28 protein-coding genes and 2 riboswitches are annotated in these 23,909 nt (G+C 39.7%); of the genes, 7 read left to right on the top strand and 21 right to left on the bottom strand.

The window, feature by feature from the left end; translation table 11 throughout:
- Window positions 1-54: 54 nt before the first annotated feature.
- The gene (locus A6M13_RS01875; RefSeq protein WP_066542411.1) at window positions 55-1,674 is read right to left on the bottom strand and encodes a glycerol-3-phosphate dehydrogenase/oxidase; all 1,620 of its coding nucleotides are present in this window, start codon (window positions 1,672-1,674) and stop codon (window positions 55-57) included.
- Window positions 1,675-1,784: 110 nt separating this feature from the next.
- Window positions 1,785-2,186, bottom strand: coding sequence for an Asp23/Gls24 family envelope stress response protein (locus tag A6M13_RS01870; RefSeq protein WP_066542410.1), 402 nt, complete (start codon window positions 2,184-2,186; stop codon window positions 1,785-1,787).
- A gap of 132 nt (window positions 2,187-2,318) precedes the next feature.
- On the opposite strand from A6M13_RS01870, the gene A6M13_RS01865 reads away from it, so the two are divergent.
- Window positions 2,319-3,476, top strand: coding sequence for a S8 family peptidase (locus A6M13_RS01865; RefSeq protein WP_083998158.1), 1,158 nt, complete (start codon window positions 2,319-2,321; stop codon window positions 3,474-3,476).
- A 282-nt stretch (window positions 3,477-3,758) separates the two neighbouring features.
- On the opposite strand, the gene accC is transcribed toward A6M13_RS01865, so the two are convergent.
- Entirely contained in the window at window positions 3,759-5,129 is a 1,371-nt protein-coding gene (gene accC, locus A6M13_RS01860; RefSeq protein WP_066542408.1) for an acetyl-CoA carboxylase biotin carboxylase subunit, read from the bottom strand.
- A 19-nt stretch (window positions 5,130-5,148) separates the two neighbouring features.
- Window positions 5,149-5,649 carry an acetyl-CoA carboxylase biotin carboxyl carrier protein gene (accB, locus tag A6M13_RS01855; RefSeq protein ID WP_066542407.1) on the bottom strand — a complete coding sequence of 167 codons (501 nt, stop codon included), beginning with the start codon at window positions 5,647-5,649 and terminating at the stop codon, window positions 5,149-5,151.
- A gap of 402 nt (window positions 5,650-6,051) precedes the next feature.
- On the opposite strand from accB, the gene A6M13_RS01850 reads away from it, so the two are divergent.
- Window positions 6,052-6,498: a hypothetical protein gene (locus tag A6M13_RS01850; protein WP_066542406.1), complete on the top strand. Its 447-nt coding sequence runs from the start codon at window positions 6,052-6,054 to the stop codon at window positions 6,496-6,498.
- Between the two features lie 45 nt (window positions 6,499-6,543).
- Here the strand turns inward: A6M13_RS01850 and A6M13_RS01845 are convergent, their stop codons facing one another.
- From A6M13_RS01845 to aroQ, 4 genes are all read right to left on the bottom strand, one after another.
- A complete protein-coding gene (locus tag A6M13_RS01845; protein WP_083998156.1) occupies window positions 6,544-7,536 on the bottom strand; it encodes an NAD(P)H-dependent flavin oxidoreductase in 993 nt (330 codons plus the stop codon).
- A 181-nt stretch (window positions 7,537-7,717) separates the two neighbouring features.
- Window positions 7,718-8,275, bottom strand: a complete 558-nt coding sequence (gene efp, locus A6M13_RS01840; protein WP_066542404.1) for an elongation factor P — start codon at window positions 8,273-8,275, stop codon at window positions 7,718-7,720.
- A gap of 21 nt (window positions 8,276-8,296) precedes the next feature.
- Window positions 8,297-9,358, bottom strand: a complete 1,062-nt coding sequence (locus A6M13_RS01835) for a M24 family metallopeptidase (protein WP_066542649.1) — start codon at window positions 9,356-9,358, stop codon at window positions 8,297-8,299.
- 13 nt (window positions 9,359-9,371) lie between these two features.
- Window positions 9,372-9,800 (bottom strand): type II 3-dehydroquinate dehydratase, encoded by a 429-nt coding sequence (gene aroQ, locus A6M13_RS01830; RefSeq protein WP_066542403.1) that lies wholly within the window; start codon window positions 9,798-9,800, stop codon window positions 9,372-9,374.
- A 252-nt stretch (window positions 9,801-10,052) separates the two neighbouring features.
- On the opposite strand from aroQ, the gene A6M13_RS01825 reads away from it, so the two are divergent.
- Window positions 10,053-10,937: a DUF1385 domain-containing protein gene (locus A6M13_RS01825; protein ID WP_425393902.1), complete on the top strand. Its 885-nt coding sequence runs from the start codon at window positions 10,053-10,055 to the stop codon at window positions 10,935-10,937.
- 47 nt (window positions 10,938-10,984) lie between these two features.
- On the opposite strand, the gene A6M13_RS01820 is transcribed toward A6M13_RS01825, so the two are convergent.
- Window positions 10,985-11,359, bottom strand: a complete 375-nt coding sequence (locus A6M13_RS01820) for a hypothetical protein (protein ID WP_066542401.1) — start codon at window positions 11,357-11,359, stop codon at window positions 10,985-10,987.
- A gap of 78 nt (window positions 11,360-11,437) precedes the next feature.
- A complete protein-coding gene (locus A6M13_RS01815) occupies window positions 11,438-12,268 on the bottom strand; it encodes a lipoate--protein ligase family protein (RefSeq protein ID WP_066542400.1) in 831 nt (276 codons plus the stop codon).
- Between the two features lie 184 nt (window positions 12,269-12,452).
- Between A6M13_RS01815 and A6M13_RS01810 the strand changes: the two genes are divergently transcribed.
- Window positions 12,453-12,815, top strand: a complete 363-nt coding sequence (locus A6M13_RS01810) for a rhodanese-like domain-containing protein (RefSeq protein WP_425393901.1) — start codon at window positions 12,453-12,455, stop codon at window positions 12,813-12,815.
- Window positions 12,816-12,860: 45 nt separating this feature from the next.
- On the opposite strand, the gene gcvPB is transcribed toward A6M13_RS01810, so the two are convergent.
- From gcvPB to comGA, 10 genes are all read right to left on the bottom strand, one after another.
- Complete coding sequence (gene gcvPB / locus A6M13_RS01805) at window positions 12,861-14,345, bottom strand: aminomethyl-transferring glycine dehydrogenase subunit GcvPB (protein ID WP_066542398.1); 1,485 nt, start codon at window positions 14,343-14,345, stop codon at window positions 12,861-12,863.
- On the bottom strand, window positions 14,338-15,681 hold the full coding sequence (gene gcvPA, locus A6M13_RS01800) for an aminomethyl-transferring glycine dehydrogenase subunit GcvPA (RefSeq protein WP_066542397.1): 1,344 nt from the start codon (window positions 15,679-15,681) through the stop codon (window positions 14,338-14,340). Before gcvPA ends, gcvPB begins: the two co-directional genes overlap by 8 nt.
- Before the next feature lie 28 nt (window positions 15,682-15,709).
- Window positions 15,710-16,804: a glycine cleavage system aminomethyltransferase GcvT gene (gene gcvT / locus A6M13_RS01795; RefSeq protein ID WP_066542396.1), complete on the bottom strand. Its 1,095-nt coding sequence runs from the start codon at window positions 16,802-16,804 to the stop codon at window positions 15,710-15,712.
- Window positions 16,805-16,923: 119 nt separating this feature from the next.
- Window positions 16,924-17,017, bottom strand: a riboswitch (glycine riboswitch).
- Between the two features lie 3 nt (window positions 17,018-17,020).
- A riboswitch (glycine riboswitch) is annotated at window positions 17,021-17,114 on the bottom strand.
- Between the two features lie 106 nt (window positions 17,115-17,220).
- Window positions 17,221-17,745: a shikimate kinase gene (locus tag A6M13_RS01790; protein WP_066542395.1), complete on the bottom strand. Its 525-nt coding sequence runs from the start codon at window positions 17,743-17,745 to the stop codon at window positions 17,221-17,223.
- A gap of 197 nt (window positions 17,746-17,942) precedes the next feature.
- Entirely contained in the window at window positions 17,943-18,386 is a 444-nt protein-coding gene (comGF, locus tag A6M13_RS01785; protein ID WP_066542394.1) for a competence type IV pilus minor pilin ComGF, read from the bottom strand.
- A complete protein-coding gene (locus A6M13_RS01780) occupies window positions 18,350-18,673 on the bottom strand; it encodes a hypothetical protein (protein ID WP_066542393.1) in 324 nt (107 codons plus the stop codon). The genes comGF and A6M13_RS01780 overlap by 37 nt, the downstream gene beginning before the upstream one ends.
- Window positions 18,666-19,082 (bottom strand): type II secretion system protein, encoded by a 417-nt coding sequence (locus A6M13_RS01775; RefSeq protein ID WP_066542392.1) that lies wholly within the window; start codon window positions 19,080-19,082, stop codon window positions 18,666-18,668. Before A6M13_RS01775 ends, A6M13_RS01780 begins: the two co-directional genes overlap by 8 nt.
- Complete coding sequence (gene comGC / locus A6M13_RS01770; protein WP_066542391.1) at window positions 19,079-19,432, bottom strand: competence type IV pilus major pilin ComGC; 354 nt, start codon at window positions 19,430-19,432, stop codon at window positions 19,079-19,081. Before comGC ends, A6M13_RS01775 begins: the two co-directional genes overlap by 4 nt.
- A gap of 15 nt (window positions 19,433-19,447) precedes the next feature.
- Window positions 19,448-20,479, bottom strand: a complete 1,032-nt coding sequence (gene comGB, locus A6M13_RS01765; protein ID WP_066542390.1) for a competence type IV pilus assembly protein ComGB — start codon at window positions 20,477-20,479, stop codon at window positions 19,448-19,450.
- Window positions 20,436-21,464, bottom strand: coding sequence for a competence type IV pilus ATPase ComGA (comGA, locus tag A6M13_RS01760; RefSeq protein ID WP_066542389.1), 1,029 nt, complete (start codon window positions 21,462-21,464; stop codon window positions 20,436-20,438). Before comGA ends, comGB begins: the two co-directional genes overlap by 44 nt.
- 239 nt (window positions 21,465-21,703) lie before the next feature.
- On the opposite strand from comGA, the gene A6M13_RS01755 reads away from it, so the two are divergent.
- Both A6M13_RS01755 and A6M13_RS01750 read left to right on the top strand, forming a co-directional pair.
- Window positions 21,704-22,399 (top strand): helix-turn-helix transcriptional regulator, encoded by a 696-nt coding sequence (locus A6M13_RS01755; protein WP_245669190.1) that lies wholly within the window; start codon window positions 21,704-21,706, stop codon window positions 22,397-22,399.
- A gap of 77 nt (window positions 22,400-22,476) precedes the next feature.
- On the top strand, window positions 22,477-22,719 hold the full coding sequence (locus tag A6M13_RS01750) for a DUF2626 domain-containing protein (RefSeq protein WP_066542388.1): 243 nt from the start codon (window positions 22,477-22,479) through the stop codon (window positions 22,717-22,719).
- Window positions 22,720-22,892: 173 nt separating this feature from the next.
- Here the strand turns inward: A6M13_RS01750 and A6M13_RS01745 are convergent, their stop codons facing one another.
- Complete coding sequence (locus tag A6M13_RS01745; RefSeq protein WP_066542387.1) at window positions 22,893-23,537, bottom strand: MBL fold metallo-hydrolase; 645 nt, start codon at window positions 23,535-23,537, stop codon at window positions 22,893-22,895.
- Between the two features lie 191 nt (window positions 23,538-23,728).
- Here A6M13_RS01745 and A6M13_RS01740 point away from each other — a divergent pair, with 191 nt between their 5' ends.
- On the top strand, window positions 23,729-23,908 hold the full coding sequence (locus tag A6M13_RS01740; protein ID WP_066542386.1) for a DUF2759 domain-containing protein: 180 nt from the start codon (window positions 23,729-23,731) through the stop codon (window positions 23,906-23,908).
- The last annotated feature ends 1 nt before the right edge of the window (window position 23,909 follow it).

Raw genomic sequence — 23,909 nt, 5'->3', positions numbered from 1 at the left:
AACCACTTTCGGACACTCTTCCACATCACGACCATCACGACAGACAACTTACGTCTACTCATATACCTTCGCTTCAGCTATTGCTTGCTCTAATTGTTGCGTATAGCGACTGCGTTCTTCATCTGAATAAGACAGTTGCTCAGCCATCACATCCATAACAGCTGATGCGTAACGCTCGACTGACGCAATATCAAAATAAATCATTCCACGACGTCGCACAAAGAAATCTACTGGTGTCGCCGCCATTTCATAATCAATACTATAACGTAACGATGCGTATAAAGGTGCTGGTAAATCACTCGTCTCGTGCTCATACGACATCACTTGCGCAACATTTGTGCCGTACCATCTGACAAGCGCTTCGCTTTCTTCCTCTGTAAACCCATGCGTTACACCACGCTTCGTCCATGTATCTACATATTGCTCAAAAAACTTCGAGCCATTTAAATCGCCGCCTGATAACGGTAAATGTTTCGTGATACATTTTCCTGCCGTTAAATGCATCGACTTCACGACTTCATCGACAACACTTTGCGCCATTTTACGGTAACCTGTAAGTTTCCCACCTGCAATGGTAATGACACGCTGACCTGTATGCCAAATTTCATCTTTACGAGAAATTTCAGATGGGTCTTTCCCTTCTTTATGGACGAGCGGGCGCACACCTGCCCATGTCGATTCAATTTGGTCTTTTGTCAAACCAACACTTGGGAACATATACGCAACTGCTTGCAATAAATACATCACATCTTCATCCGTTGCTTGCACACGCTCGGCTGCTTCTTCGTAAAACGTATCAGTTGTGCCAATATACACTTTTCCTTCACGCGGAATCGCAAAAATCATACGACCATCTGCATTGTCAAAATACACCGGTTGGTCAAGTGGAAACGCATCGTGGCTTACAACAATATGTACCCCTTTTGTTAGCACTAAATGTTTTCCTTCAACCGGCTCTACAAGTTGACGCACTTCATCTACCCACGGACCAGCTGCATTGACCACACTTTTCGCCTTTAGCTGATATTCATTGCCATGTAATGTGTCCTGAACATATACCGACGTAAACGCTACATTTCTCTCGTCGATTCTTACAGCTTTCGCATAGTTTATTAGTTTTGCTCCGCGCTCTGCTGCCGCTTTTGCGACTTCAATCGTTAGGCGTGCATCATCCGTACGGTATTCCACATACATTCCACCGCCTAATAAACCTTGTTCACGTAGCATCGGCACACGTGTTAGCACATCTTCCTTTGACAACATCGTACGGCGCTCTGAACGTTTAACACCAGCGAGCAAATCATAAACTGTTAGGCCAAGCGCTGTTGTCGTCTTTTGGAATGTACCACCTTCATAAAAAGGCAATAACATCCATAAAGGCGTCGTCACATGCGGCGCATTTTCATACACAATCGCACGTTCTCGACCAAGCTCTGCTACTTCCTTTACTTGCGCCTGTTTTAAATAACGTAAACCGCCATGTACAAGCTTTGTCGAGCGGCTTGACGTTCCCTCTGCAAAGTCTTGCATCTCAACTAATGCCACCTTTAATCCGCGTGTGACAGCGTCAAGTGCCACGCCCACACCTGTAATACCACCTCCAATAATAACTAAATCGTAAAGCTCCTCATGCATCGTTTGTAAATAGTGTGTTCGTTCTTTATTCGAAAACATTGGCTCACTTCCTCCCATCGTTATCGTTCTTCCTTTTTGTTCCCTTTTTTAGCGCCATTAAACAGTTCCAATAAAAAAACGCCTGTTACCAAATGGCAACAAGCGTTTTTTTATTTTACGTCTTCTTGGTCAAATTGAATACCCGTAATGTGAACATTTACTTCGGCAGTTTCAATTGCTGTCATATTAAAAATCGTTTGACGAATATTCGTTTGAATTTCCTTTGCCACTTTTGGAATTGTTGCGCCGTATTTCACTGTGCAGTACACATCGACAATAATTTTACCATCTTCTGAAATATTCGTCTTAACACCTTTGCTATGTACCTTTTTACCAAAGCGTTCAACAACACCTGATGCAAAGTTACCACGCGTTGCAGCTACACCCTCAACTTCAGTAACAGCAATTCCAGCGATTACTTCAATTACTTCAGGAGCTACTTCAATTTGCCCTAGTTCTTCTTTCCCTACTGGTGTTGGTTGTTTGAAAGATTGTGGAAGCTTTTCAGCCATATAAATTCATCCTTTCTATTTGCATTATTTGTAGTATACTATAAAACGGTCAATTTATTGAGTGAAAACCACTTCCTTTCAATGAATGCGACTAATTTCACATTCCAAATAGAACGAGGGTAGCAGTCAGTCATGAAGAGATTTTTGATTACACTTCTTTTTTGCATCAGCTTTACGACAACAAGCTATGCACAGGAACATATTTTTATCGGTGAGCACGAAGCTCCCCATTGTAATGACATCGAATATTTAGAAGCCGTAGATATAACCATTGCATCTGCTTGTCAAAATGCAGTACCACACGAAGATCCGCCCCGCGAATTTCATTATTTAAAGGACGCTCAAGTACCTGCCATTACACAAGATTGGCCTTTTCAATATCATTTACAACAGCCGTCCTATCCCCAACTTGCCACTCTGACTTTAGCCATCATCGACACTGGTTTTTCCAGTACGAATCCTTGGTTATCCAAATATATTACATCAACCTATAATGTTGAAACGAATACAACCGACATTCCCGATATACGCGGTCGAGAGCATGGTACATTAGTGGCTACAGCCGCAATGATCGCTATGCACGAAGCACCTACAAATTTAATGCTTATTAAAGCAGACCGTAACGGCGCGCTTCCGACATCTAATATTGTCCGTGGTATTAATTATGCCATTGAAAATGGTGCGGATATTATTAATTTAAGTTTAGGTGGCCCAGGAAAACAAACCGCCGAACAACATGCTATTGAACAAGCACTTGCTGCTGGTATCACGATTGTCGCAGCTGCTGGAAATGGAGGCGATGGACGTAACCGTATCGAATATCCTGCTGGGTATGACGGTGTTATTTCTGTTGGAGCTGTAACAGAAAAACTACAACGTGCATCTTTTTCAACGTATAATGACCGTGTCAGCGTTGTCGCACCAGGTACTAATATGTTACTTATACGTAACGACTATTTAACACGCTATGCAAATGGCACATCATTTGCCGCCCCGTTTGTTGCCGGAACACTTGCAATGATGCAACAATATACACAGTTGTCACCCGTATTATTAAAGGAAGCAATCGAAGTGACTGCACGTGACCTTCACACAAAAGGTTATGATAACGAAACCGGTTACGGCTTTATACAAGGTAAAGAAGCGTTACAATATATTCGTTCTGTAACACGTGATATTATCCATGTAACATCAAATACAGTTCACGTAACATTCTCGCAATCACTTAAGACGTTACCATATAACACAGTAACACTTTATAATGGCATAAAAAAATCAACATATCTGTAGATATTATTGATAACACCTTACATATTACACCACTTGATGCTATACAGACCGATGAAATTTATTGGTTAAAGATTGACCGATCATTGCATTCTGTTAATGATTTACGTTTAACAGAAGCAGTCTATCAACCGGTAAAATTCCATTCACCTGTTAACTAAAAGGAGCTTATCGAAAAAGCCATCCACGCTCGAAAATCGCTGGATGGCTTTTATGTTATACAAAAAACCTCCTAACAAATACACGTTAAGAGGTAAAAAATCTGAATTTTTTATTTAAAGACGATTAAACATTCTCTGGTTTTTTCGTGTTTAAAATGTCGTTCTCTTCAAGGAATTTCGTGTTGAATTTCGCTGATTTGAACACATCGTTGTTCATTAACGCTTGGTGGAATGGAATCGTCGTGTTGATGCCAGGTCCTGCGATATCGAACTCTGATAATGCACGATCCATTTTCGCGATTGCTTCTTCACGTGTATCTGCATGCACGATTAGTTTCGCTACCATTGAATCGTAATATGGTGGGATTGTGTAACCTGGGTATACAGCTGAATCGATACGAACGCCATAACCACCTGGTGCTACATAAGTTGCTACTGTACCTGCTGAAGGCATGAAGTTTTTGTATGCATTTTCAGCGTTGATACGGCACTCAATTGCCCAACCGTTAATTTTAATATCTTCTTGTGCGAATGGTAATTTCTCACCAGATGCGATTTTTAATTGTTGTTGAACAAGGTCTACACCTGTAATCATTTCTGTTACTGGGTGTTCTACTTGAATACGTGTGTTCATTTCCATGAAGTAGAATTTATCTGCTTGGTAATCGTAAATGAACTCGATTGTACCCGCACCTTCATAGTTACAAGCTTTTGCAGCTTTCACTGCAGCTTCACCCATTTCAGCACGACGCTCTTCAGATAATGCTGGAGATGGCGCTTCTTCAACAAGCTTTTGCATACGACGTTGCACTGTGCAATCACGCTCACCTAAGTGAACAACATTGCCATGACCGTCTGCTAATACTTGAATTTCACAGTGACGGAAGTACTCGATGAATTTCTCTAAGTAAACACCTGGGTTACCGAAAGCTGCCGCAGCTTCTTTTTGAGTAATTTCGATGCCTTTTACAAGATCTTCTTCAGTACGTGCTACACGGATACCTTTACCGCCGCCGCCTGCTGTTGCTTTAATGATTACTGGGTAGCCAATGTTAGCTGCCCACTCTTTACCTGTTTCGATATCAGGAACAATACCTGTACCTGGAACTAAAGGTACGTTAGCTGCTTCCATTGTGTCGCGCGCTACGTCTTTAATACCCATGATTTTGATCGCATCAGATGATGGACCGATAAATTTAATACCTGCATTCTCACATGCTTCTGCGAACGCTGCGTTTTCTGCTAAGAAACCGTAACCTGGGTGAATTCCTTCAGCACCAGTTTTTTGCGCTACACCAAGCACTGCTGGGAAGCTTAAGTATGAGTCTTTTGATAAATGTGGTCCGATGCAATATGCTTCGTCCGCTAATTTTACGTGTAATGCATCTGCATCAGCTGTCGAGTATACTGCTACAGTTTTGATTCCTAATTCTTTACAAGCACGAATAATACGTACTGCAATTTCACCGCGGTTGGCAATTAAAACCTTTTTCATGCTTCTCGCAACTCCCTTATTAGTTAGCTTTTACTAGGAATAATGGTTGACCGAATTCTACTAATTCGCCATCTTTTACTAGAATTTCAACGATTTCGCCTTCGATTTCTGCTTCGATTTCATTGAATAACTTCATTGCTTCTACGATACATACGATTGTTTCGTTACCAACTTTGTCGCCAACTTGTACGTATGCTGGAGCATCTGGAGATGGAGCAGCGTAGAAAGTACCTACCATTGGAGATGTTACTTTATGTAATTCTGCGTCAGCTGCTACTTCTGCTTTTGGTGCTGGAGCTGCTTCCACTGCCTTTGGAGCTTCTGGTGCTTTTGGTGCTTCCACTGCTGGAGCTGCTACCGCTGCAGGTGCCGCTGCTTTCGGTGCTGCTACTGGAGCCTCAACTGCTACGCCATTTTTCTTAACCTTTAATTTTGCCCCTTCAACTTCGTACACAAACTCGTCTACTGAAGATGCATCTACTAATTTGATGATTTCACGAATTTCTTGAATTTTGAACATGTGCGAACTCTCCTTATAAATGAAAAATGATTACGTTTTCAATTGTACATTGTTTTCTCAAAATTTGAAATAGTTATGTGAAATTGTAGTAAAACTCAACACAAAGTAGAGTGATAAAAACATAAAGGACATGATTTCGACTGATATATAACAGCATTGTACCAATACATACTAGCGAGCGTGAAAACGATTTCATAAAGCATCTTTCAACAACTACAACTTTTAAATTGTACTGATACATGTTGTACTAACAACTTCCCTTTTTACATATAGCCGTTACTTCAACTGATTCACACAAACTATACTCATAGTACTCGCTTATGTGCGAGTTAGAATTTTTGTGCTTTGCCGACTCTTCTTTTATACTATATAACAGCGATTCCGCTAGAGAGGATGAACAAAATGAAAAAACGCTGGTTACTATCTTTAAGCCTTGTTGCTCTATTAGCAGCATGTGGCGATGATGACACAAAAGAACAATTAACCGACACAACGGTTTCTGATACAGGCACAACTGAAGGCGTAAATGGTGAGCTTACATGGACGGTTGTCGAGGAGCCAAATGAAGATGTACAAGTTGTATTAGATATGACAGAGGACACAACATTTGCATCGGTTATTTACAGTATGTATGCCGAGAGTTATTTAATTTTAAATGCACCTGGCACTGTTGATATTACATTAGACGATACAGAAAACATTTTAAATATTCGTGTAACGCATACAGAAGATGATACGCCTGACGACATCGAGCAAACGATTTATGAGTTATCATTTGCACAAGCTTATGACAAAATCATGGTTTATGAAAACGACGAAGAAATCCCGTTTGATATTTGGACAGAATAAATAAAAAGCAATCCAAGACAATGTCTTCGGATTGCTTTTTATTTGTTACACACCTAATTTTTTTAATACGCCCGCAACTGTTGTTTCTTCACATAAATACCCACGTTCACCAATTAAAATAGCAATTGACGGTTTATGCTGTTGCTCGACAGCTTTTTGACGAATCCCAATCGTTAAGTGATGCTGTAATGGATATGGTGCGATGACTTGCCCAACCATCTTTTCAACAAACTTATTATTGATAACACGAGCAAGCTTACCTGTAAAAGCAGTCGTCATAACAGTGTTATTAGAACTAGAATGCATAATCAACTGTTTTGAAATGGCCGGTACATCGCATTCATCTGTTATTAAAAACGCCGATCCTACCTGAAAATAGGCAGCACCTTCAGCTTCTAATTCTTTAATATCATCCGCATCAATAATCCCACCTGCTGCAATAATCGGAATTGTAATATGTGTCTTCATCAGACGAATAAGGTCACGCGTTGTATGAAATTCAAGTGGCTCCAAAAATGTACCGCGATGTCCACCAGCTTGTTGTCCTTGTGCGACTACATAATGACAACCTGCTTCCTCTACTGCTCGTGCCTCTGCTACTGAAGTCGCCGTGCCAATTAATGTGACACCAGCTTCCTTTAAGCGCGTAATTACATCTTTATTTGGTAAACCAAATGTAAAAGATACAATTGGTACTCTTTCATCTAACACTGCCTCAAGCTGTTCATCAAATACATTTGTCGCACATACACGTTGTACAGGATCTACACCAAGTTCTTCATAAGCAGGCAATAGTGCTTCTTTTGCTTGCTGTAATATAGAAATATCAATACGTGGTTCATCTTGAATAAAAAGATTTACTTGAAACGGTTTAGTCGTTAGCTGTTTCACTTGTTGAATAAATGCTCGTGTTTGTTGTCCATTTAAATACCCTGCTCCAATAGACCCTAACATTCCTGCATTACTACAAGCCGCTACTAATTTAGGCGTTGTTACTCCTGCCATTGGTGCTTGAATAATCGGTTTTTCCAATTGCATAACTTCACTACCTTTCTTTTCATCATACATGCTTCTTAAGTATATTCTAAAAACACGACTGATTTAAACAATAAAAAAACTAACTAGACTAAAATAACTAAAAAAAGTCACACCCGAAGAACTCTTCGGATGTGACTTTTTCGTTACAATTTATGAAACTTTAATCTTTGTTATTTAACAATTAACCACGAGAAACGTAAGAACCGTCAGTTGTGTTAATGATTAATTTGTCACCTTGGTTTACGAAGAATGGTACGTTTACGTATAAACCTGTTTCCATTTTCGCTGGTTTTGTACCGCCTGAAGCTGTATCACCTTTAATACCTGGCTCTGTTTCAGCAACTTCTAATGTTACTGTATTCGGTAATTCAACACCGATTAACTCACCTTGGTAAGATTGCATAGAAAGCTCCATGTTTTCTAATAGATACATTAACTCGTCTTCAATTTGAGTAGCCGCTAATGTTGTTTGGTCATAAGACTCCATATCCATGAATACATGCTCGTCACCTTGTGCATATAAATATTGCATTTTGCGGTTGTCGATCATTGCTTTTTCTACTTTTTCACCAGCACGGAATGTTTTTTCTGTTACGTTACCGTTACGTAGGTTACGTAATTTTGAACGTACGAATGCTGCACCTTTACCTGGTTTTACGTGTTGGAACTCTAATACGCGGAATAAGTTACCGTCAACGATAATTGTTAAACCTGTACGGAAATCGTTTACTGAGATCATTGAAAAAATCCTCCAATTTAATTATAAAATGATTAACTCTTTTGGCGAATGTGTTAAAACTTCATTACCCGTTTCAGTGATATAAATATCATCTTCAATACGACATCCACCTACACCTGAGATGTAAACGCCTGGTTCTACTGTAACACACATACCCGGTACAAGAATAGTGTCAGAACGGAATGACAGCCCTGGTTGCTCATGTACTTCTAAACCAATACCGTGTCCTGTAGAATGCCCGAAAGCCTCTCCGTAGCCACGTGATGTTAAATAGTCACGACATACCGCATCTGCTTCAATTCCCGTCATATTTGGGCCGATTTTTTCGACACCTAATAATTGAGACTGTAACACTGCATCATAAATATCACGTAACTTCTCTGAAACGTCACCTACAGCAACTGTACGTGTAATGTCAGAAATATAACCGTTATATAATGCACCGAAATCTAATGTTACAAGTTCACCTTTTTCGATTACTTTATCGGTAGCAACACCATGTGGTAACGCTGAACGTAATCCACTTGCTACAATAATGTCAAACGAAGATGATGTAGCACCTTGTTTACGCATGAAAAATTCTAGTTCATTCGACACGTCAAGTTCAGTTTTACCTGGCTTGATAAAGTCAAGAATATGTGTAAATGCGCTATCGGCAATTTCACATGCAACCTTAATAATATTAAGCTCTTGTGGCGTCTTAATCAAGCGAATTTTTTCGATTAAGCCTGAAACTGGCACAAAATCTGCTTTCACGGCTTGTTTGTACACTTCGTACACGCCAAATTGCATCGCATTTTTCTCAAAGCCTAATGCTTGAATGCCCATTGCTGCAACTTGTGCCGCAACTTCTTCATGAATCAACGCTGTATGTTGCACAATGCGGAAGTCTTTAATTTGCTCTGCAGCTTGCTCTGTATAACGGAAATCTGTAATAAATACCGCGTCGTTTTGCGATACGATAGCTACGCCCGCTGTTCCTGTAAAATCTGTCATATAGCGACGGTTATAATCACTTGTAATTAATAACGCATCAATATTGTGTGCTGTTAATTCTGCACGTAGTTTCTCTAATTTCACTATAAATTCCCTCTTTCTATGCTTGTACAAATGAACGTAGCGCTAATTCATACCCTTTTGTGCCAAGACCACAAATTTGTCCTACACAAACTGGAGCTAAATACGAATGATGTCGGAAAGTCTCTCGCTTATGAATGTTTGAAATATGTACTTCAATTGCCGGCACTGTAATTCCTGCTAACGCATCACGTAACGCAACCGATGTATGTGTGTAGGCTGCAGGGTTTATAATAATAGCATCATAGCGCTCGTCCTCTGCTTCATGAATCCAGTCTACAAGCTCTCCTTCATGATTTGACTGACGAAAATCAACCTCTGCGCCTAACTCTTTTCCAACTGCAATTAAAGATTGCTTCACATCTTCTAACGTTTCTGATCCATAAATTTCTGGCTCACGCTTTCCTAAACGATTTAAGTTCGGGCCATTTAAACACATAATCTTCACGACGACTCTTCCCTTCATTCCATTTACGCTTATTTTACCATAAAACAAACTATTTCGTATCCCTCAATATTTTGAATACTCGCTATTTTTTGCGCTTCCTTGCAACTTGTTCCATTGTGTATGCGTCAATGGTAGAGGTTTTAACAGTTTTTCAGTATAATAGACTACATAATTGAATTTTAGCGGAAAGAAAGTGATGACTTGAGTAACGAAGGCCCAAAATATGGTGGACAAGCTCAAATTGAAGGGGTCATGTTTGGCGGTAAAGAGCATACAGTCACAGCCATTCGTCGTAAAGACGATTCGATTGAATATTGTTATCATAAAAAACAATCAAAACCCATTTTCCAAAAACTAAAAAAAATTCCCTTTATTCGCGGTATCGTAGCACTTGTAGAATCTGCAGGTATGGGATCACGTCATATGCAATTCGCAAGCGACCGCTATGATGTAGAGCCTGGTGAAGAAGCAAGTGGCGAGGAAACGATGACGAAAATGCAAATGGTGCTCGGTGTAGCAGTTATTGGCGTAATCTCATTTATTTTTAGTAAATTTATTTTCACACTTGTACCGATGTTTATTGCAGAAGCGTTCTCTCCCGTGTTTCCTGGAAAAACAGAGCAAATTTTATTAGAAAGCTTCTTTAAGCTCATTCTACTACTGACGTATTTATACTTAATTTCATTAACACCCCTTATTCGCCGCGTCTTCCAGTATCACGGCGCGGAACATAAAGTAATCAACTGCTACGAAGCTGGCTTACCGATTACTGTACGTAATGTACAAGCGCAATCACGCTTACATTACCGCTGTGGTTCAAGCTTTATTTTATTCACAGTTATCGTTGGTATGTTTATTTACTTCCTTGTACCAACTGACCCGTTATGGCTACGTATCGTCAATCGTATTTTATTAATTCCAGTTGTCATTGGTGTATCATTTGAAGTGCTCCAAGCAACAAATGCAGTGCGCAATGTGCCCGTATTACGCTACTTAGGTTACCCAGGTTTATGGTTACAACTTTTAACAACAAAAGAACCAAAAGATGACCAAGTAGAAGTAGCTATCGCTTCATTTAATAAACTACGTGAAGTGGAAAAACAGCCAGAGTCTGCAAAAGAGCTGTATCAAGCATAAGAAAACCCCATCCGAACCAATGTCGGATGGGGTTTTCTATTATACTGTTATGCAAAAAAGACTGCATATAAAAAGACAAAGCCAAACGCAATTAATAACGCAAATGCTTGGATAAATGAAATGATATGATGATTCATATAACCAACATACTTTTTCTCTAGTATACCGCGCATCAGTAAAATAGCACTCATCGCGATTGGAATAAATGCGACAGACCAAATACCTAATGCTGGTGTCGTGATAAAAACAAGCAGTATTGCGAGTACAATAACTGCACATTCCGCCGGCAATTGCCACTTCGTTTTATAGTCATACCAAATCTTTGGCTCTTCTGGACGCTCATAACCAATTTTGCGCTTTAAAATTGGAATAAACACCCACTGGTAAAGTGCTACAATTGCTAAAATGATAAACAGTTCCATATCATCGTTCCTTTTCGTTCAAGTCGCTTTATTATACCGATTGAATGAATCTTCCTGCAACTGTCTACCCTTCTATGCTTACTTTTTAAAATTCCATTCATCTGTTGCGTATTTCTCTTGCTCAATTTGCTTGACAAACGCTAACTGCTCATCCGTTAATGTATACGGTACAAGCTCGATTTGTAGACTCTCCTCAAAACCACGTTTAAACGCTTCAACGCTTTGCGCAATTGTAATCGGTTTATCCGTCAAATCATTAATTGCTACCGCTTTTTCTGGTAGCTTTTTACGCATACGCTCTTTTTGTGCCTCTGTTGAGAAATTAAATACAGATAAGAGCTTTTCAATATCTACATCTAATAAGATAGCCCCGTGCTGTAAAATAACTCCTTGCTGACGTGTTTGTGCGCTCCCTGCAACCTTCTTACCTTCGACAACCAACTCATACCAGCTTGGCGCATCGAAGCATACAGCGCTCTTCGGCTGCTTTAAATCCGCGCGCTTTTCATCGGTATCAGGCACGCTAAAATACGCATCTAAGCCTAAATGATGGAATCCCTTTAAAATCCCTTCACTAATGACACGATACGCTTCGGTCACCGTTGTTGGCATGTTTGGATACGCCTCCGACACAATCACGCTATATGTTAACTCATGCTCATGTAATACAGCGCGTCCCCCAGTTGGTCTACGTACAAAGCCTAACCCTTGCTCATGCACCGCTTCTAAATTAATATCACGCGCTGCTTGCTGGAAATAACCAATTGATAATGTTGCTGGCGCCCATTCATAAAAGCGAATAACTGGTGGGATTTCCCCTTTACTATGTAATGTTAATAATGCTTCATCCATTGCCATATTGAATGAACCACTACATTTCCCTGAATGAATAAAATACCATTTCTCCATTACTTGCCCCTCCTTTAGTACGCCCTCATTTTAACATATTTCTCCGAATATTTGCGGAACTCATCGAAAATCTACTTTTTTTCAATTTTTTATTTTTCGCTATTGGACGAACGCATACGTATCTTTTATAATAAGAAGGTAAATAGAAAGGGGTCATGTTTCCGTGACATTTGTATACGTTTTAATCGGTGTAATCGTTGCAGTTGCCTTATACATTTTTTATAACGCCAGCAAACTTAAAAAAGCTGTTACACCATTAACAGAAGAACAATTTAAAGAAGGCTACCGTAAAGCACAACTAATCGACTTACGTGAGCCAAAAGAATTCGATGGCGGTCATATTTTAGGTGCTCGTAACATTCCTATGACACAAATGCGTCAACGCCACAAAGAAATTCGCCCTGATTTACCAGTATACTTATACTGCCAAAACTCAAGCCGTAGTGCTCGTGCTGCTCTTTACTTAAAAAAGCGTGGCTATGACCAAATTTATCAGCTTGATGGTGGCTTCCGTAAATGGACAGGCAAAATCAAATCAAAAAAATAACATGAAAAAAGACTGCTGAGAATTGCTTCTCAAGCAGTCTTTTTTTTATGCTTCTACTGTTTCAACAGTTGGCTTTACATAACGTAATACCGGGTTACGTGCTGCGCGTGTTTCATCTAAACGCGTCACAACTGTTGTATGTGGTGCATCTTGTACTTTTTCTGGTGTTTCTTGTGCTTCTTTTGCGATTTGAATCATCGCGTCACAGAAAGCATCTAATGTTTCTTTAGATTCTGTTTCCGTTGGCTCAATCATAATAGATTCCTCCACGTTTAGCGGGAAGTAGACTGTTGGTGGATGGTAGCCGAAATCTAACAGACGTTTTGCAATATCAAGTGTACGTACGCCTAATTTCTTTTGACGACGCCCTGATAATACAAACTCATGCTTACAATGACGGTTAAATGGTAAATCATAATGCTCTTCTAAACGACGCATCATGTAGTTTGCATTTAACACCGCATATTCTGTTACTGCCTTTAAGCCATCTGGACCCATTGAGCGGATATACGTGTAGGCACGCACATTAATGCCGAAGTTGCCGTAATACGGTTTTACACGTCCGATTGATTGTGGACGGTTGTAATCGAAGTGGAAACGACCTTCTTCTGTTTTCACAAGCACTGGCTTCGGTAAGAACGGAATTAATTCCTTCTTCACGCCAACTGGACCTGAACCTGGACCACCGCCACCGTGTGGACCTGTAAATGTTTTGTGTAAGTTTAAGTGAACACAGTCAAAGCCCATGTCGCCAGGACGTGCTTTTGCCATAACCGCGTTTAAGTTCGCTCCGTCATAATACACTTTACCGCCTACTTCATGCACAAGTGCGGCCATTTCTAAAATGTTTTCTTCAAATAAGCCAAGCGTGTTCGGATTTGTTAGCATTAATGCTGCTGTATCATCACCTAATACGCGCTTTAAGTCTTCTAAATCGACTAAGCCGTCTTCATTTGATTTTACTGTAATTGTGTCGTAGCCCGCTACTGTTGCAGAAGCTGGGTTCGTACCGTGCGCTGAGTCTGGTACGATTACTTTATTACGATGTCCTTCGCCATTTGCTTCGTGGAATGCACGAATCATCATCAGGGCTGTCCACTCCCCATGTGCGCCAGCTGCAGGTTGTAACGTTACTTCGTCCATCCCTGTAATTTCAACAAGTGATGTTTGTAAATCGTATAGTAACTCCATAGCACCTTGCACCGTATCTTCATCTTGTAATGGATGGACACTTGCAAAGCCTGCATAGCGTGCTACCGCTTCGTTAACTTTTGGGTTGTACTTCATCGTACAAGAGCCAAGTGGATAGAAGCCTGAGTCTACACCGTGATTACGACGAGATAATGCCGTATAGTGACGCATAATGTCTAATTCTGACACTTCTGGTAATTCCGCTGCTTCTTCACGCACATAGCCTTGTGGTAATAAATCGGCTAAGTCATAGTCTTCTACGTCTAATGGCTCTAAGTTATAGCCTACGCGACCTTCACGCGTTAATTCAAAAATGAGTGGTTGGTTTTCGTTATGCATAAATAGCCCCCATCTCTGCAACTAGTGCATCAATTTCTTCTTTTGTACGAATTTCAGTTACTGCGATTAATGCGTGATTTTCAAGCTCTGGGTACGCGCGTCCTAAATCAAAGCCACCGATGATCCCTTTTTCAATTAATGCTTTATTAATTTCTTTAACAGAACCATTTGTTTTCACAACGATTTCGTTAAAGTGTGGGCCTTGGTAAACTACTTCAAAACCTGCACGCTCGAAAGCATTTTTCGCATAGCGTGTTTTCACAATGTTTTGCTTCGCCATTTCTTGAATGCCTTGTTTCCCCAGTGCTGTCATCGCAACAGATGCGGCAAGCGCCAGTAAGGCTTGGTTTGAACAAATATTTGATGTCGCTTTGTCACGACGAATATGTTGCTCACGTGCTTGTAATGTTAATACGTAACCGCGACGTCCTTCTTGGTCAACCGTTTCACCAACTAAACGTCCTGGTACTTTACGCACTAATTTATTGGTTACAGCAAAATAGCCACAGTGTGGACCACCAAATGCTTCTGCAATCCCAAATGGTTGTGCGTCACCTACTGTAATGTCTGCACCTAATTTACCTGGAGGTGTTAACACGCCAAGTGCTAACGGGTTTGACGATACAACTAATAAGCCTTTTAAGTCGTGAATAATGTCTCCAGCCGCTTGAATATCTTCCACTTGCCCGAAAAAGTTTGGATATTGCACGATAACTGCTGCTGCATCTACCGCTAACTCTTGTAATGCCTCTAAATCCGTATGACCGTCTTTTGCTGGCACTTCTACAACATCCACTGACTGACCGTATGCATACATTTTTACAACATCACGGTATTCTGGATGAACCGTTGATGAAATGACAATTTTTTTACGTTTCGTATGTCCTGCTGCAAGCATTGCTGCTTCAGCAAGTGATGTACCACCGTCATACATCGATGAGTTTGCTACGTCCATACCTGTTAATTCTGCAATCATCGTTTGGAATTCAAAAATAGCTTGTAATTCCCCTTGCGAAATTTCTGGTTGATATGGTGTATATGCTGTATAAAACTCAGAACGAGAAATAACATGGTCTACAATTACTGGTTTGTAGTGGTTATAAACACCTGCGCCAAGGAATGACACATTACTTTGTGTATCTTTGTTTTTCGCTGCAAGCTGCGCAAGCTCTTTCATTAAAGCTGCTTCTGATTTTGCTGGTTTAATGGCATAATCGCCTTGGAAACGTACGCTCTCTGGAATGTCTGCAAATAATGCATCCACTGACTCAACGCCAATTACTTGTAACATTTCTTGCTTATCTTGTTCCGTCATTGGTAAATAACGATGCTTCATGCTTATAAGCCCTCTTTCTCAACATAAATTATTTTGTGCGTTTATAAAATGGTATTTCTACTACTTGCGCTTTCACACGCTTGTTACGAATCTCTACTTCTACCTCAGTACCAACTGCTGTATATGTTGTATTTAATAACGCTAGCCCAATATTGCGTTTTGTCAGTGGTAATTGTGTACCCGTTGTGACTTCGCCAATTTCTTCATCGCCAACAAATACTTTATAACCGTGGCGTGGAATCCCTTTATCAATCATTTCAATACCGACTGATTTGCGTTGTAAACCTTGCTCTTTTTGTGCAACTAATGGCTCTTTGCCGATAAATTGCTCTTTATTTAACTTCACGGCGAAGCCAATACCTGCTTCTAGTGGTGAAATCGTTTGTGATAATTCTTGTCCATAAAGTGGTAAGCATGCTTCAAAGCGTAATGTATCACGCGCACCTAAACCTGTTGCACTTACTTCTTCTTCAGCTAATAATGTATGCCATAATGCTTCAATGGCTGTAGGTGTACCGTATAATTCAAAGCCATCTTCCCCTGTATAACCTGAACGTGATACAAGTACTGAATGTCCGGCTACATCTACGTTGTCTTCGAAGCGGAAATATTTAATCGTTGCTAAATCTGTCTTCGTAAAACGCTGTAATACTTCTTGTGCTAATGGACCTTGCAATGCAATTTGTGCATAATCGTCTGACGCATTTGTAATCGTCACCGTAAAGCTACGTACTTGTTCTTGCATCCACGCGAAGTCTTTTTCAATATTCGCAGCATTCACACATAGTAAGAAACGTTCATCCGCTAATTTGTAAACAAGTAAATCATCTACAATGCCACCTGTTTCATATAACATCGCATTATACTGCGCTTGATTGATGGCAATCTTCGAAATGTCATTACTTAAAAGATTCTGCAAATAAGGTAGTGCATCTGGCCCTTCTACAAAAATCTCGCCCATGTGTGACACATCAAATAAACCAGCTTTCGTACGTACCGCTTCATGTTCTTCCTTAATTGAAGAAAACTGTACAGGTAATTCCCAACCGCCAAAATCAATTGTTTTTGCACCATATTGCGCGTAAGCCTCAAATAATGGTGTGCGCTTTAACGCTGTTGTCATAGTATTGGCCTCCTTTATGAATAAGTCGTTACATGTTTAGATACTAAAAAAATACATTTTTTCATAATACAAGCTTCAATTGTCATGAAAAAAGGACAGAAGAATCCCATTGCGAGATTCTCTGTCCTTGCACCTGAAAGTATCACTTCTACACAAACACGCTAAGAAGCTTGCCCCGTTGGTGGTTGCACTAAAAGGCAACGCTCTCCAGAGTTGCGTCCAATACGAGTCCTTTTGCCTGAGAGATTCATAGTAATCGACTACTTGCTCCTTCGGCGACGCTGGTTGCGCACTCTCCCCGTATCATCATCCGCCTTGCTATTCTTGACGAAACATATACCGTACTTGCGTATATAGTAACATCGAAAGACTATTCAGGCAATTCATTTTTTATAATTCATAGAAAATTAGCACGTTTATTTTTTAACGTCGTCACCTTTTAAGCGATTCACTTGAAATCCGATATATTCGACAATTTGACGTAACGAACGCCCCTCTGTTAGCACTTGGATTTGCGCGCTTTCATGGTAATATTTACGACGTGATAAATAAAGTTCCTCTAATTCTTCGCGTGTCGAGCGACGCACAATCGGACGGTTTTTATCATTACGAATGCGCATGTAAATGTCGTTAAATGCAGCATCTAAGAAGAATACTAACCCCGTTCTACGCATAATCCGTCGATTTTCCTCTTTCATTGCGACACCGCCACCTGTTGCAATAATACAACGCTCATCGCGGAAATTTTCAAGAAATTCTGTTTCGATTTCTCGAAAACGTTCTTCTCCGTATGCCTCAAAAATTTCTGGTATACTCATTCCTTGCTGACGTACAATTTCTGTGTCCATATCGTAATAAGGTAATTTTAAATAATAACTTAAACGACGACCGATTGCACTTTTACCGCAGCCCATAAAGCCCACTAAATAAATCTTACGCATTCTTTCACCTTCTTCATGACTTCCTAACTGCCTACTTATTTCGATAATTATTGATTATCTCCATCGTAACACGAAGTTTCATGAATTCCAATGACTTATACGTTTGTAGTTTCGCTTCATAAGCAGATAAAAAGTACATGCCGTGCATCGTCGTAAACCACAGTAAGAACAATGATATGATAAAGATAAAACCAGCTTCACGACGTCGGTACAATAAAGGTACGCTCCTTTTTAGAACCATCTAAAAATGTCACTTCCATATATAAAGAATGCTGCTGTTGTGTAAAATAAATATCACGCACGTGAAACAATAAAAATTCATTCCCACCATTTTTAGAGTAGCGAAAAGATTGATTGACCACTTCAAATTCCTCGGTCACGACTTTACCATCTTCACCTAAATAGCTACGTGTGAGTTGACGATTTACACGAATGGTTAGTGGCTCCTCTGACACATATATTAATTCATCCATTTCAAAAATAAATAACTCCCATGCCGTATCACGCGCATAAAATGTTTGTTGGAACGAAAAGAACACCTGTATATACGTCAATAGTAATTGTACGATGATGGCCATTACGACTAATTGAAACAATGTTTCAATTAGCGTAAAGCCGTCGTCATGTCGATGTTTTCGCATCGTTCGTACTCCTCATACTCCATAGAATAGTGCACACAAACGTGTGTATCCATAATGCGATAATGATACATCATTGTATCGATTTTTACACTGCCACTGATTGCACCCGTCACTACTAAATTGCGTGCACCATATTGCATCGCTTCTACGACATGTACTTGTTGCTTCGCTTCAACTAATGACTGTCGTAAATCACTATACAGTGGTACAAAGAAAAGACCACATAAGCTCCAAATAAGTAAACTTAACAATACATCTGCCATTGAAAATCCATTTTCTTTATTCAATTCGAACACGCCCATTGATCGGTAAAATCGTTAAACTATATTGTCGTGACAACCCTTCATACTTAATTACCCCTGCTTTTCGTACACTTCCTACTTCCGTATATTGCAAATCAGCACCTAGATTATGACTCCTTAACATAGTGCCTGTCGGAAATACACGGTGAATATAGCGACCAGACGTATTGACTACATATTCATGTTGTCGCAGGAAAATACTTTTCGTACTTCGTTGTTGCTGTGCAGCGGTTTGCACCGCCAATACATCTAGTTCAAATTGAAAAATTGTACGCTCGTCAATGAAACGGTCGCTCACATGCTTCACCGCTAACATGCTAACACTACCAATGACCGCAATAATGGCTAACACAGCTAATGTTTCACTCAATGTAAAACCGTGCTGTTTTGTCATTGGTTTGCAGATGGTGTCGACGCTACTTGCTTCGCTACTAGACCATTAATCTCCACTTTGGTACCATCTGGACATGCGAATTCTCCTTGACTGTTTAATCCTTTTCCATCCGCAAAATAGTCATTCTTTAATTCTTCTAGCGCTACCTCCTGTACACCTGGATTTTCCAAATGATAGGAATCAATTTGTGCCTGAACCATTCTGACATAGGCATCGCAGCCTTTTTCATCAATTGTTGCGAAGTGTTTCGTTACGTTTGGAATCGTCACAATGACTAAAATCGAAATAATTAATAAAACAATTAACATTTCAACGAGTGTAAAGCCTTGCTGTTTTTGATAAATTTTCATCGTTCATTCGCTCCTTTACATAATCTCAATCATTTCGTACATCGGCAGTAAAATGGCTAAATACGCACCTACAATACAAAGTGCGACAATCGAAAATACAATGGGTTGAATTAAACTAACATATAATTTTTGGCGTTCCTGTTGTTGCTGTTCAATAATTTTGGCATAAAGCTGTAACTCAATACCGATATGTCCGTGAAATTCGCCATGCGCAATATAAGATGAAAAATCTTTACGGAAAAAAGACGTTTGCCTCGTAGCCTGTGATAATGTCGCGCCGTTTAAAACAAGATGCTTGAGTTCATGCGCGATAAAGCCAAGATGCGGCGACTTTGTTTGTTGTTCTATGTGCGTTAACGCTCGTTGCAAAGAGACGCCACTTTGCAAAAAACCACTAATAATATGCGCAAGATTTAATGTATGCATCGTCGCTAAATGTTGACGTATCCCTGGCACGGAATAAAGCAGTTGCAATTGGCGTGCCACCGGTTGTCTCTGAATATAGACCTTTGCAGCGTAACCGATGAACACCGCACTAATTGCAAGTAAAAATAAGATATCAGGCAACTTCAAAAATAACGTCGTGCTCCATAATTGTTGCTGTTCACCACGTGACATAAATAACGTTGTCATGTTCGGTAAAAAATATTGACGAAACAATAGTAAACTTACAAATAGCCCAATAAATAACGCCACCGGATACATCAATTTACGCTGAGTTTGCTTTTCTAACGCGATACGCGTAGCAATTTGATTTGCGCTCACTCGAAATACACGCTCCATATCACTATGTTCGGCAGCAAGCTCTAACAGCAGTAAATGTTGCGGAGCAATACCTAACTGCTCAAAAATCTCATGGATTGCTTTACCATCCTCAAAACTTTGGCGTACCACACGTTCCGCTTCCACTACATCGGTCGTATAATGTGGCAGTAACACATATAGTGCTTCTGCAAATGTATAGCCATCCTCTAATAAATCGCTTAATTTTTGCAAAAAAATATCATGCTTTTTTAAGAGTGGTCGTTTGCGTTGCCGCCATTTCAAGTAGCTTCACCGCCTCTCGTTGATATTCTAAGCGCTTCTGCATCGGCAGCTCATACGTATTTTTCTCACTGATACAATGAAGTGCTGCTTGTAATTCTTCCTGTATTAGCAGTTCAAAAATGGCCCGTTGACATATGCTTCCCTCTTCTTGTAGCATCACAAGACTTTGCGCAATAACGGCAAGTAATGTTTGGTGTAAATCCTCTAACGGCACCCCTAAATCGATTAATCGATGAATACAGCCTACTGTATCTTTTGCATGAATTGTCGCGAGCACAAGATGTCCAGTAAGTGCCGCGGTAATTGCGAGCTTCGCTGTCGCTTCATCACGTATTTCTCCGACCATAATAACATCGGGTGTATGACGCAAAATCGCACGTAAACCGCTTGCATAACTTACACCTGCTCGCTCATTAACTTGTATTTGTAGGACATGTGATTGAATGGATTCTACGGGGTCTTCTAATGAAATGACATGTTTGTGTAATTCGGTGGCAATATGGTGGATAAAAGCGTAGAGAGTGGTTGTTTTCCCAGAGTTTGTAGCGCCGGTAATAAAAATAATACCTTGTGATTTTGAGAGAAGTTGTTCGAAGTGTTCGGTCGTCGTAGGGAAATATGCGAGTTCACTCAATGGTAACGTAGCATATTGAAGATGAATGCGAATAACAATACTTTCTTTATTTCGCACAGAAGGTAATGTAGAAAGACGAAAGTGATAAGGCTGTTGGTCAATCGTTAAAAAAAATGCGCCACTTTGTGGTTTGCGACGTTCTGCAATATCAAGATTCGCTAAATATTTTAAATAAGTGACGATGCGTTCCGTTCGTGTATGTTCGTATATATGTCGCCTTTGTAATATGCCTTGCTGGCGAAACGCAATGTCATATGCGGTTTCAGTCGGGATAAAATGAATATCAGAAACTTGCTGCATACAAGCTTCTCTTAATAGCTGATACACATGTTGCTGCATTTGTTGTTCCATACATTGTCCCCCTTCTTTAGTGTTTTCTGTTCATGTATAGTATACGTGAAATGACGCGTTATCGTGCGAATCTATCAAAACTTAAAATTTACACCATACTTTTTAGTTATTTTTTGTAATTCCACCTCTATATCTATTGAAAATGCGTGAATCAGTTTGTTAAATAGTCTATAATCAAACTATATTAGCGAATCGTGACAGCTTGTCTCACTTGTCCGTTTTCAATAAAGGAGCTATCTATGATTATCCATCCCTTAAAAATCACAAGTACATTAGCAGATGAAACGCGCTACTCGATTTATGAATATATTTTACAACATCAGAAACCGGTAACCGTCCAGCACATTGCAGACACGTTCCATATTCATCCAAATGTAGCTCGTTTACACTTAACAAAATTAACTGAAATCGCCGTTATTAAAGCGGAATTTGAAAAAACCGGAAAAGGTGGGCGTCCTGGACGTATTTACTCCGCTTCTGATACCGGTGTATCACTTAGCTTCCCGCGTCAAGATTTCCATCACCTTGTCACATGGCTTTTTGCATTATTAAAAAAGCTCGGACCTGAAGCTGTTGAAGCATGTAAGGAAATCGCATATGCCAACGGAAAAGAAAATATTGAAAAAATGCTCTCTTTATCATTACGCGTTACGACATTTGAACAACGTGTTGAAATTTTAACAGATAGTGCATCATTAATTGGTTATGCAGTCAATATTGAAACGACTGAACAAGGTCGTACACTTTACTTCTCCTATTATAATTGTCCATATCGCTCGATGCTTGCTGAAGAAGGACCTCTTATTTGTGCGCTTCACGAAGCTTATTTACAAGGACAATTAGAAGCTTTGTTTGACGTTTCGGACTTTACACAAATTAGCAGTATGCAACGAAATTGCGAAAACTGTTTATACGCCATTAAAGTACGTGATTAATTTGTCAGTTTACTCCGCTTGCGAAATCACTTATAATAAGAAATATAAGTAATTTCGAGTAAAAGGAGGTATTTTTCATGGATAATATGTTCAAAGTAATGGCATTTTGGACAGCAATCTTTACCGTAATGTTTTATCTTGGTGGTATGAACGAAGTTGCACTTATCTTTTTAGCAAATACAGGTCTCTTTTTATTACTTGGTTTTATGAATCTTTCAGAACGTATGTATTTATATGTTTTCGGCGCATATTTAACGGTATTCTTCGCTGGGTTTACGTATTACACAACATTTATGCACACACCTGGCGCTGGACATTAAATATATGTAGCGATAACAAAAGCAATTAGAGCTTGAAAAAGAAGGCGAAAAAGCGCAAACTGACAGATGTCGGTTTGCGCTTTTTTGATAATGGCAACGTTCTTTTCGACGAACGCTTCCCGCAGGAGTCGCCCCTGTCATTCCCCTTGCTAGCATATTGTTTGCTAAAAAACTTAAAAGCCGTTTAAAAATGGATTACGTACCATTTCTTCTCCCGGTGTCGTATAAGATCCATGACCTGGATAAATAATTGTATCTTCTGGCAATGTTAAAAGCTTTGTATGAATGGCATTTAATAACACCTTCATCGATCCACCAATTAAATCTGTACGTCCTACACTTCCTTCAAAAAGAGTATCGCCAACAATCGCAAAATGCTCATCATCAAAAATATATGACACACTTCCTGGAGAATGCCCTGGCGTATGTACGATACGGAATGTGAAATCACCAATTTCGAATGTTTGCTCCTCCGTTAATACATGTTCAGGTGCTACCGGCTTTAATATGTAGTTTGGCAGTTCTGCATATTTGGCAGAGCCATTTTTCATCGGATCTATAAGCCAAGATGTTTCTTCCTTATGAATGTATACTGGAATATTGAATGTTTCACGTAGTTCGTCTACAGCGCCAATATGGTCAAAATGCGCATGTGTTAAGAAAATCGCTAATGGCTTTAGTTGTTGTTTGCGTATTTCCTTTACTAAGAATGCCGCTTCTTCACCTGGGTCAAAAATTAAACAATCTTTTTGCTTCGTTGATACGATATAACAATTTGTTTGAATCGGTCCTAAACCGTATGCTCGAATATTTAGCATGTCTTCACCTCCCTTTCATTATACGCAATGACTTGTTTTTTGCCTATGTTTCATTCAAATATACGAAAACAACAAAATTATTGTATTTTGTAGCAATTTTTTGAATATTTCTCGACAAATCCAACATAGCCTTATACAATTAAAAGAGAACTTTATTATTACTATCGTTCTCGAAAGGAGTGTCTGTAGTCATGAACTTATTAATGGTTATTTTCGGTTTAATTGCAATTTGTGGCGTGTTAGGTATTTTCCAATCGATTCGAGAAAAGAATATTTTAGCGTTAGTATTCAATGCAGGAGCGGCAGCCATTTTCGGTTGGTTTGTTATTATGACGCTTGTGAGCCAAGGTTTCCCACCGAAACTACATTAGT

The organism is Caryophanon tenue, assembly GCF_001700315.1.
Lineage (GTDB): Bacteria > Bacillota > Bacilli > Bacillales_A > Planococcaceae > Caryophanon > Caryophanon tenue.
This window is presented reverse-complemented; position numbering and strand designations above follow the sequence as displayed.

Excerpts from the sequence above, each read along its gene's own strand:
- gcvT (WP_066542396.1), bottom strand. The coding sequence starts at position 16,804 with ATGACAACAGCGTTAAAGCGCACACCATTATTTGAGGCTTACGCGCAA.
- A6M13_RS01745 (WP_066542387.1), bottom strand. The coding sequence starts at position 23,537 with ATGCTAAATATTCGAGCATACGGTTTAGGACCGATTCAAACAAATTGT.
- A6M13_RS01755 (WP_245669190.1), top strand. The coding sequence starts at position 21,704 with ATGATTATCCATCCCTTAAAAATCACAAGTACATTAGCAGATGAAACG.
- comGA (WP_066542389.1), bottom strand. The coding sequence starts at position 21,464 with ATGGAACAACAAATGCAGCAACATGTGTATCAGCTATTAAGAGAAGCT.
- A6M13_RS01815 (WP_066542400.1), bottom strand. The coding sequence starts at position 12,268 with ATGGAGAAATGGTATTTTATTCATTCAGGGAAATGTAGTGGTTCATTC.
- comGC (WP_066542391.1), bottom strand. The coding sequence starts at position 19,432 with ATGAAAATTTATCAAAAACAGCAAGGCTTTACACTCGTTGAAATGTTA.
- A6M13_RS01825 (WP_425393902.1), top strand. The coding sequence starts at position 10,053 with ATGTTTGGCGGTAAAGAGCATACAGTCACAGCCATTCGTCGTAAAGAC.
- accC (WP_066542408.1), bottom strand. The coding sequence starts at position 5,129 with ATGAAAAAGGTTTTAATTGCCAACCGCGGTGAAATTGCAGTACGTATT.
- efp (WP_066542404.1), bottom strand. The coding sequence starts at position 8,275 with ATGATCTCAGTAAACGATTTCCGTACAGGTTTAACAATTATCGTTGAC.
- A6M13_RS01865 (WP_083998158.1), top strand. The coding sequence starts at position 2,319 with ATGAAGAGATTTTTGATTACACTTCTTTTTTGCATCAGCTTTACGACA.
- A6M13_RS01740 (WP_066542386.1), top strand. The coding sequence starts at position 23,729 with ATGAACTTATTAATGGTTATTTTCGGTTTAATTGCAATTTGTGGCGTG.
- A6M13_RS01875 (WP_066542411.1), bottom strand. The coding sequence starts at position 1,674 with ATGTTTTCGAATAAAGAACGAACACACTATTTACAAACGATGCATGAG.
- accB (WP_066542407.1), bottom strand. The coding sequence starts at position 5,649 with ATGTTCAAAATTCAAGAAATTCGTGAAATCATCAAATTAGTAGATGCA.
- A6M13_RS01845 (WP_083998156.1), bottom strand. The coding sequence starts at position 7,536 with ATGCAATTGGAAAAACCGATTATTCAAGCACCAATGGCAGGAGTAACA.
- comGF (WP_066542394.1), bottom strand. The coding sequence starts at position 18,386 with ATGCGAAAACATCGACATGACGACGGCTTTACGCTAATTGAAACATTG.
- A6M13_RS01850 (WP_066542406.1), top strand. The coding sequence starts at position 6,052 with ATGAAAAAACGCTGGTTACTATCTTTAAGCCTTGTTGCTCTATTAGCA.
- gcvPA (WP_066542397.1), bottom strand. The coding sequence starts at position 15,681 with ATGAAGCATCGTTATTTACCAATGACGGAACAAGATAAGCAAGAAATG.
- A6M13_RS01820 (WP_066542401.1), bottom strand. The coding sequence starts at position 11,359 with ATGGAACTGTTTATCATTTTAGCAATTGTAGCACTTTACCAGTGGGTG.
- A6M13_RS01870 (WP_066542410.1), bottom strand. The coding sequence starts at position 2,186 with ATGGCTGAAAAGCTTCCACAATCTTTCAAACAACCAACACCAGTAGGG.
- A6M13_RS01750 (WP_066542388.1), top strand. The coding sequence starts at position 22,477 with ATGGATAATATGTTCAAAGTAATGGCATTTTGGACAGCAATCTTTACC.
- A6M13_RS01775 (WP_066542392.1), bottom strand. The coding sequence starts at position 19,082 with ATGACAAAACAGCACGGTTTTACATTGAGTGAAACATTAGCTGTGTTA.
- A6M13_RS01790 (WP_066542395.1), bottom strand. The coding sequence starts at position 17,745 with ATGCGTAAGATTTATTTAGTGGGCTTTATGGGCTGCGGTAAAAGTGCA.
- gcvPB (WP_066542398.1), bottom strand. The coding sequence starts at position 14,345 with ATGCATAACGAAAACCAACCACTCATTTTTGAATTAACGCGTGAAGGT.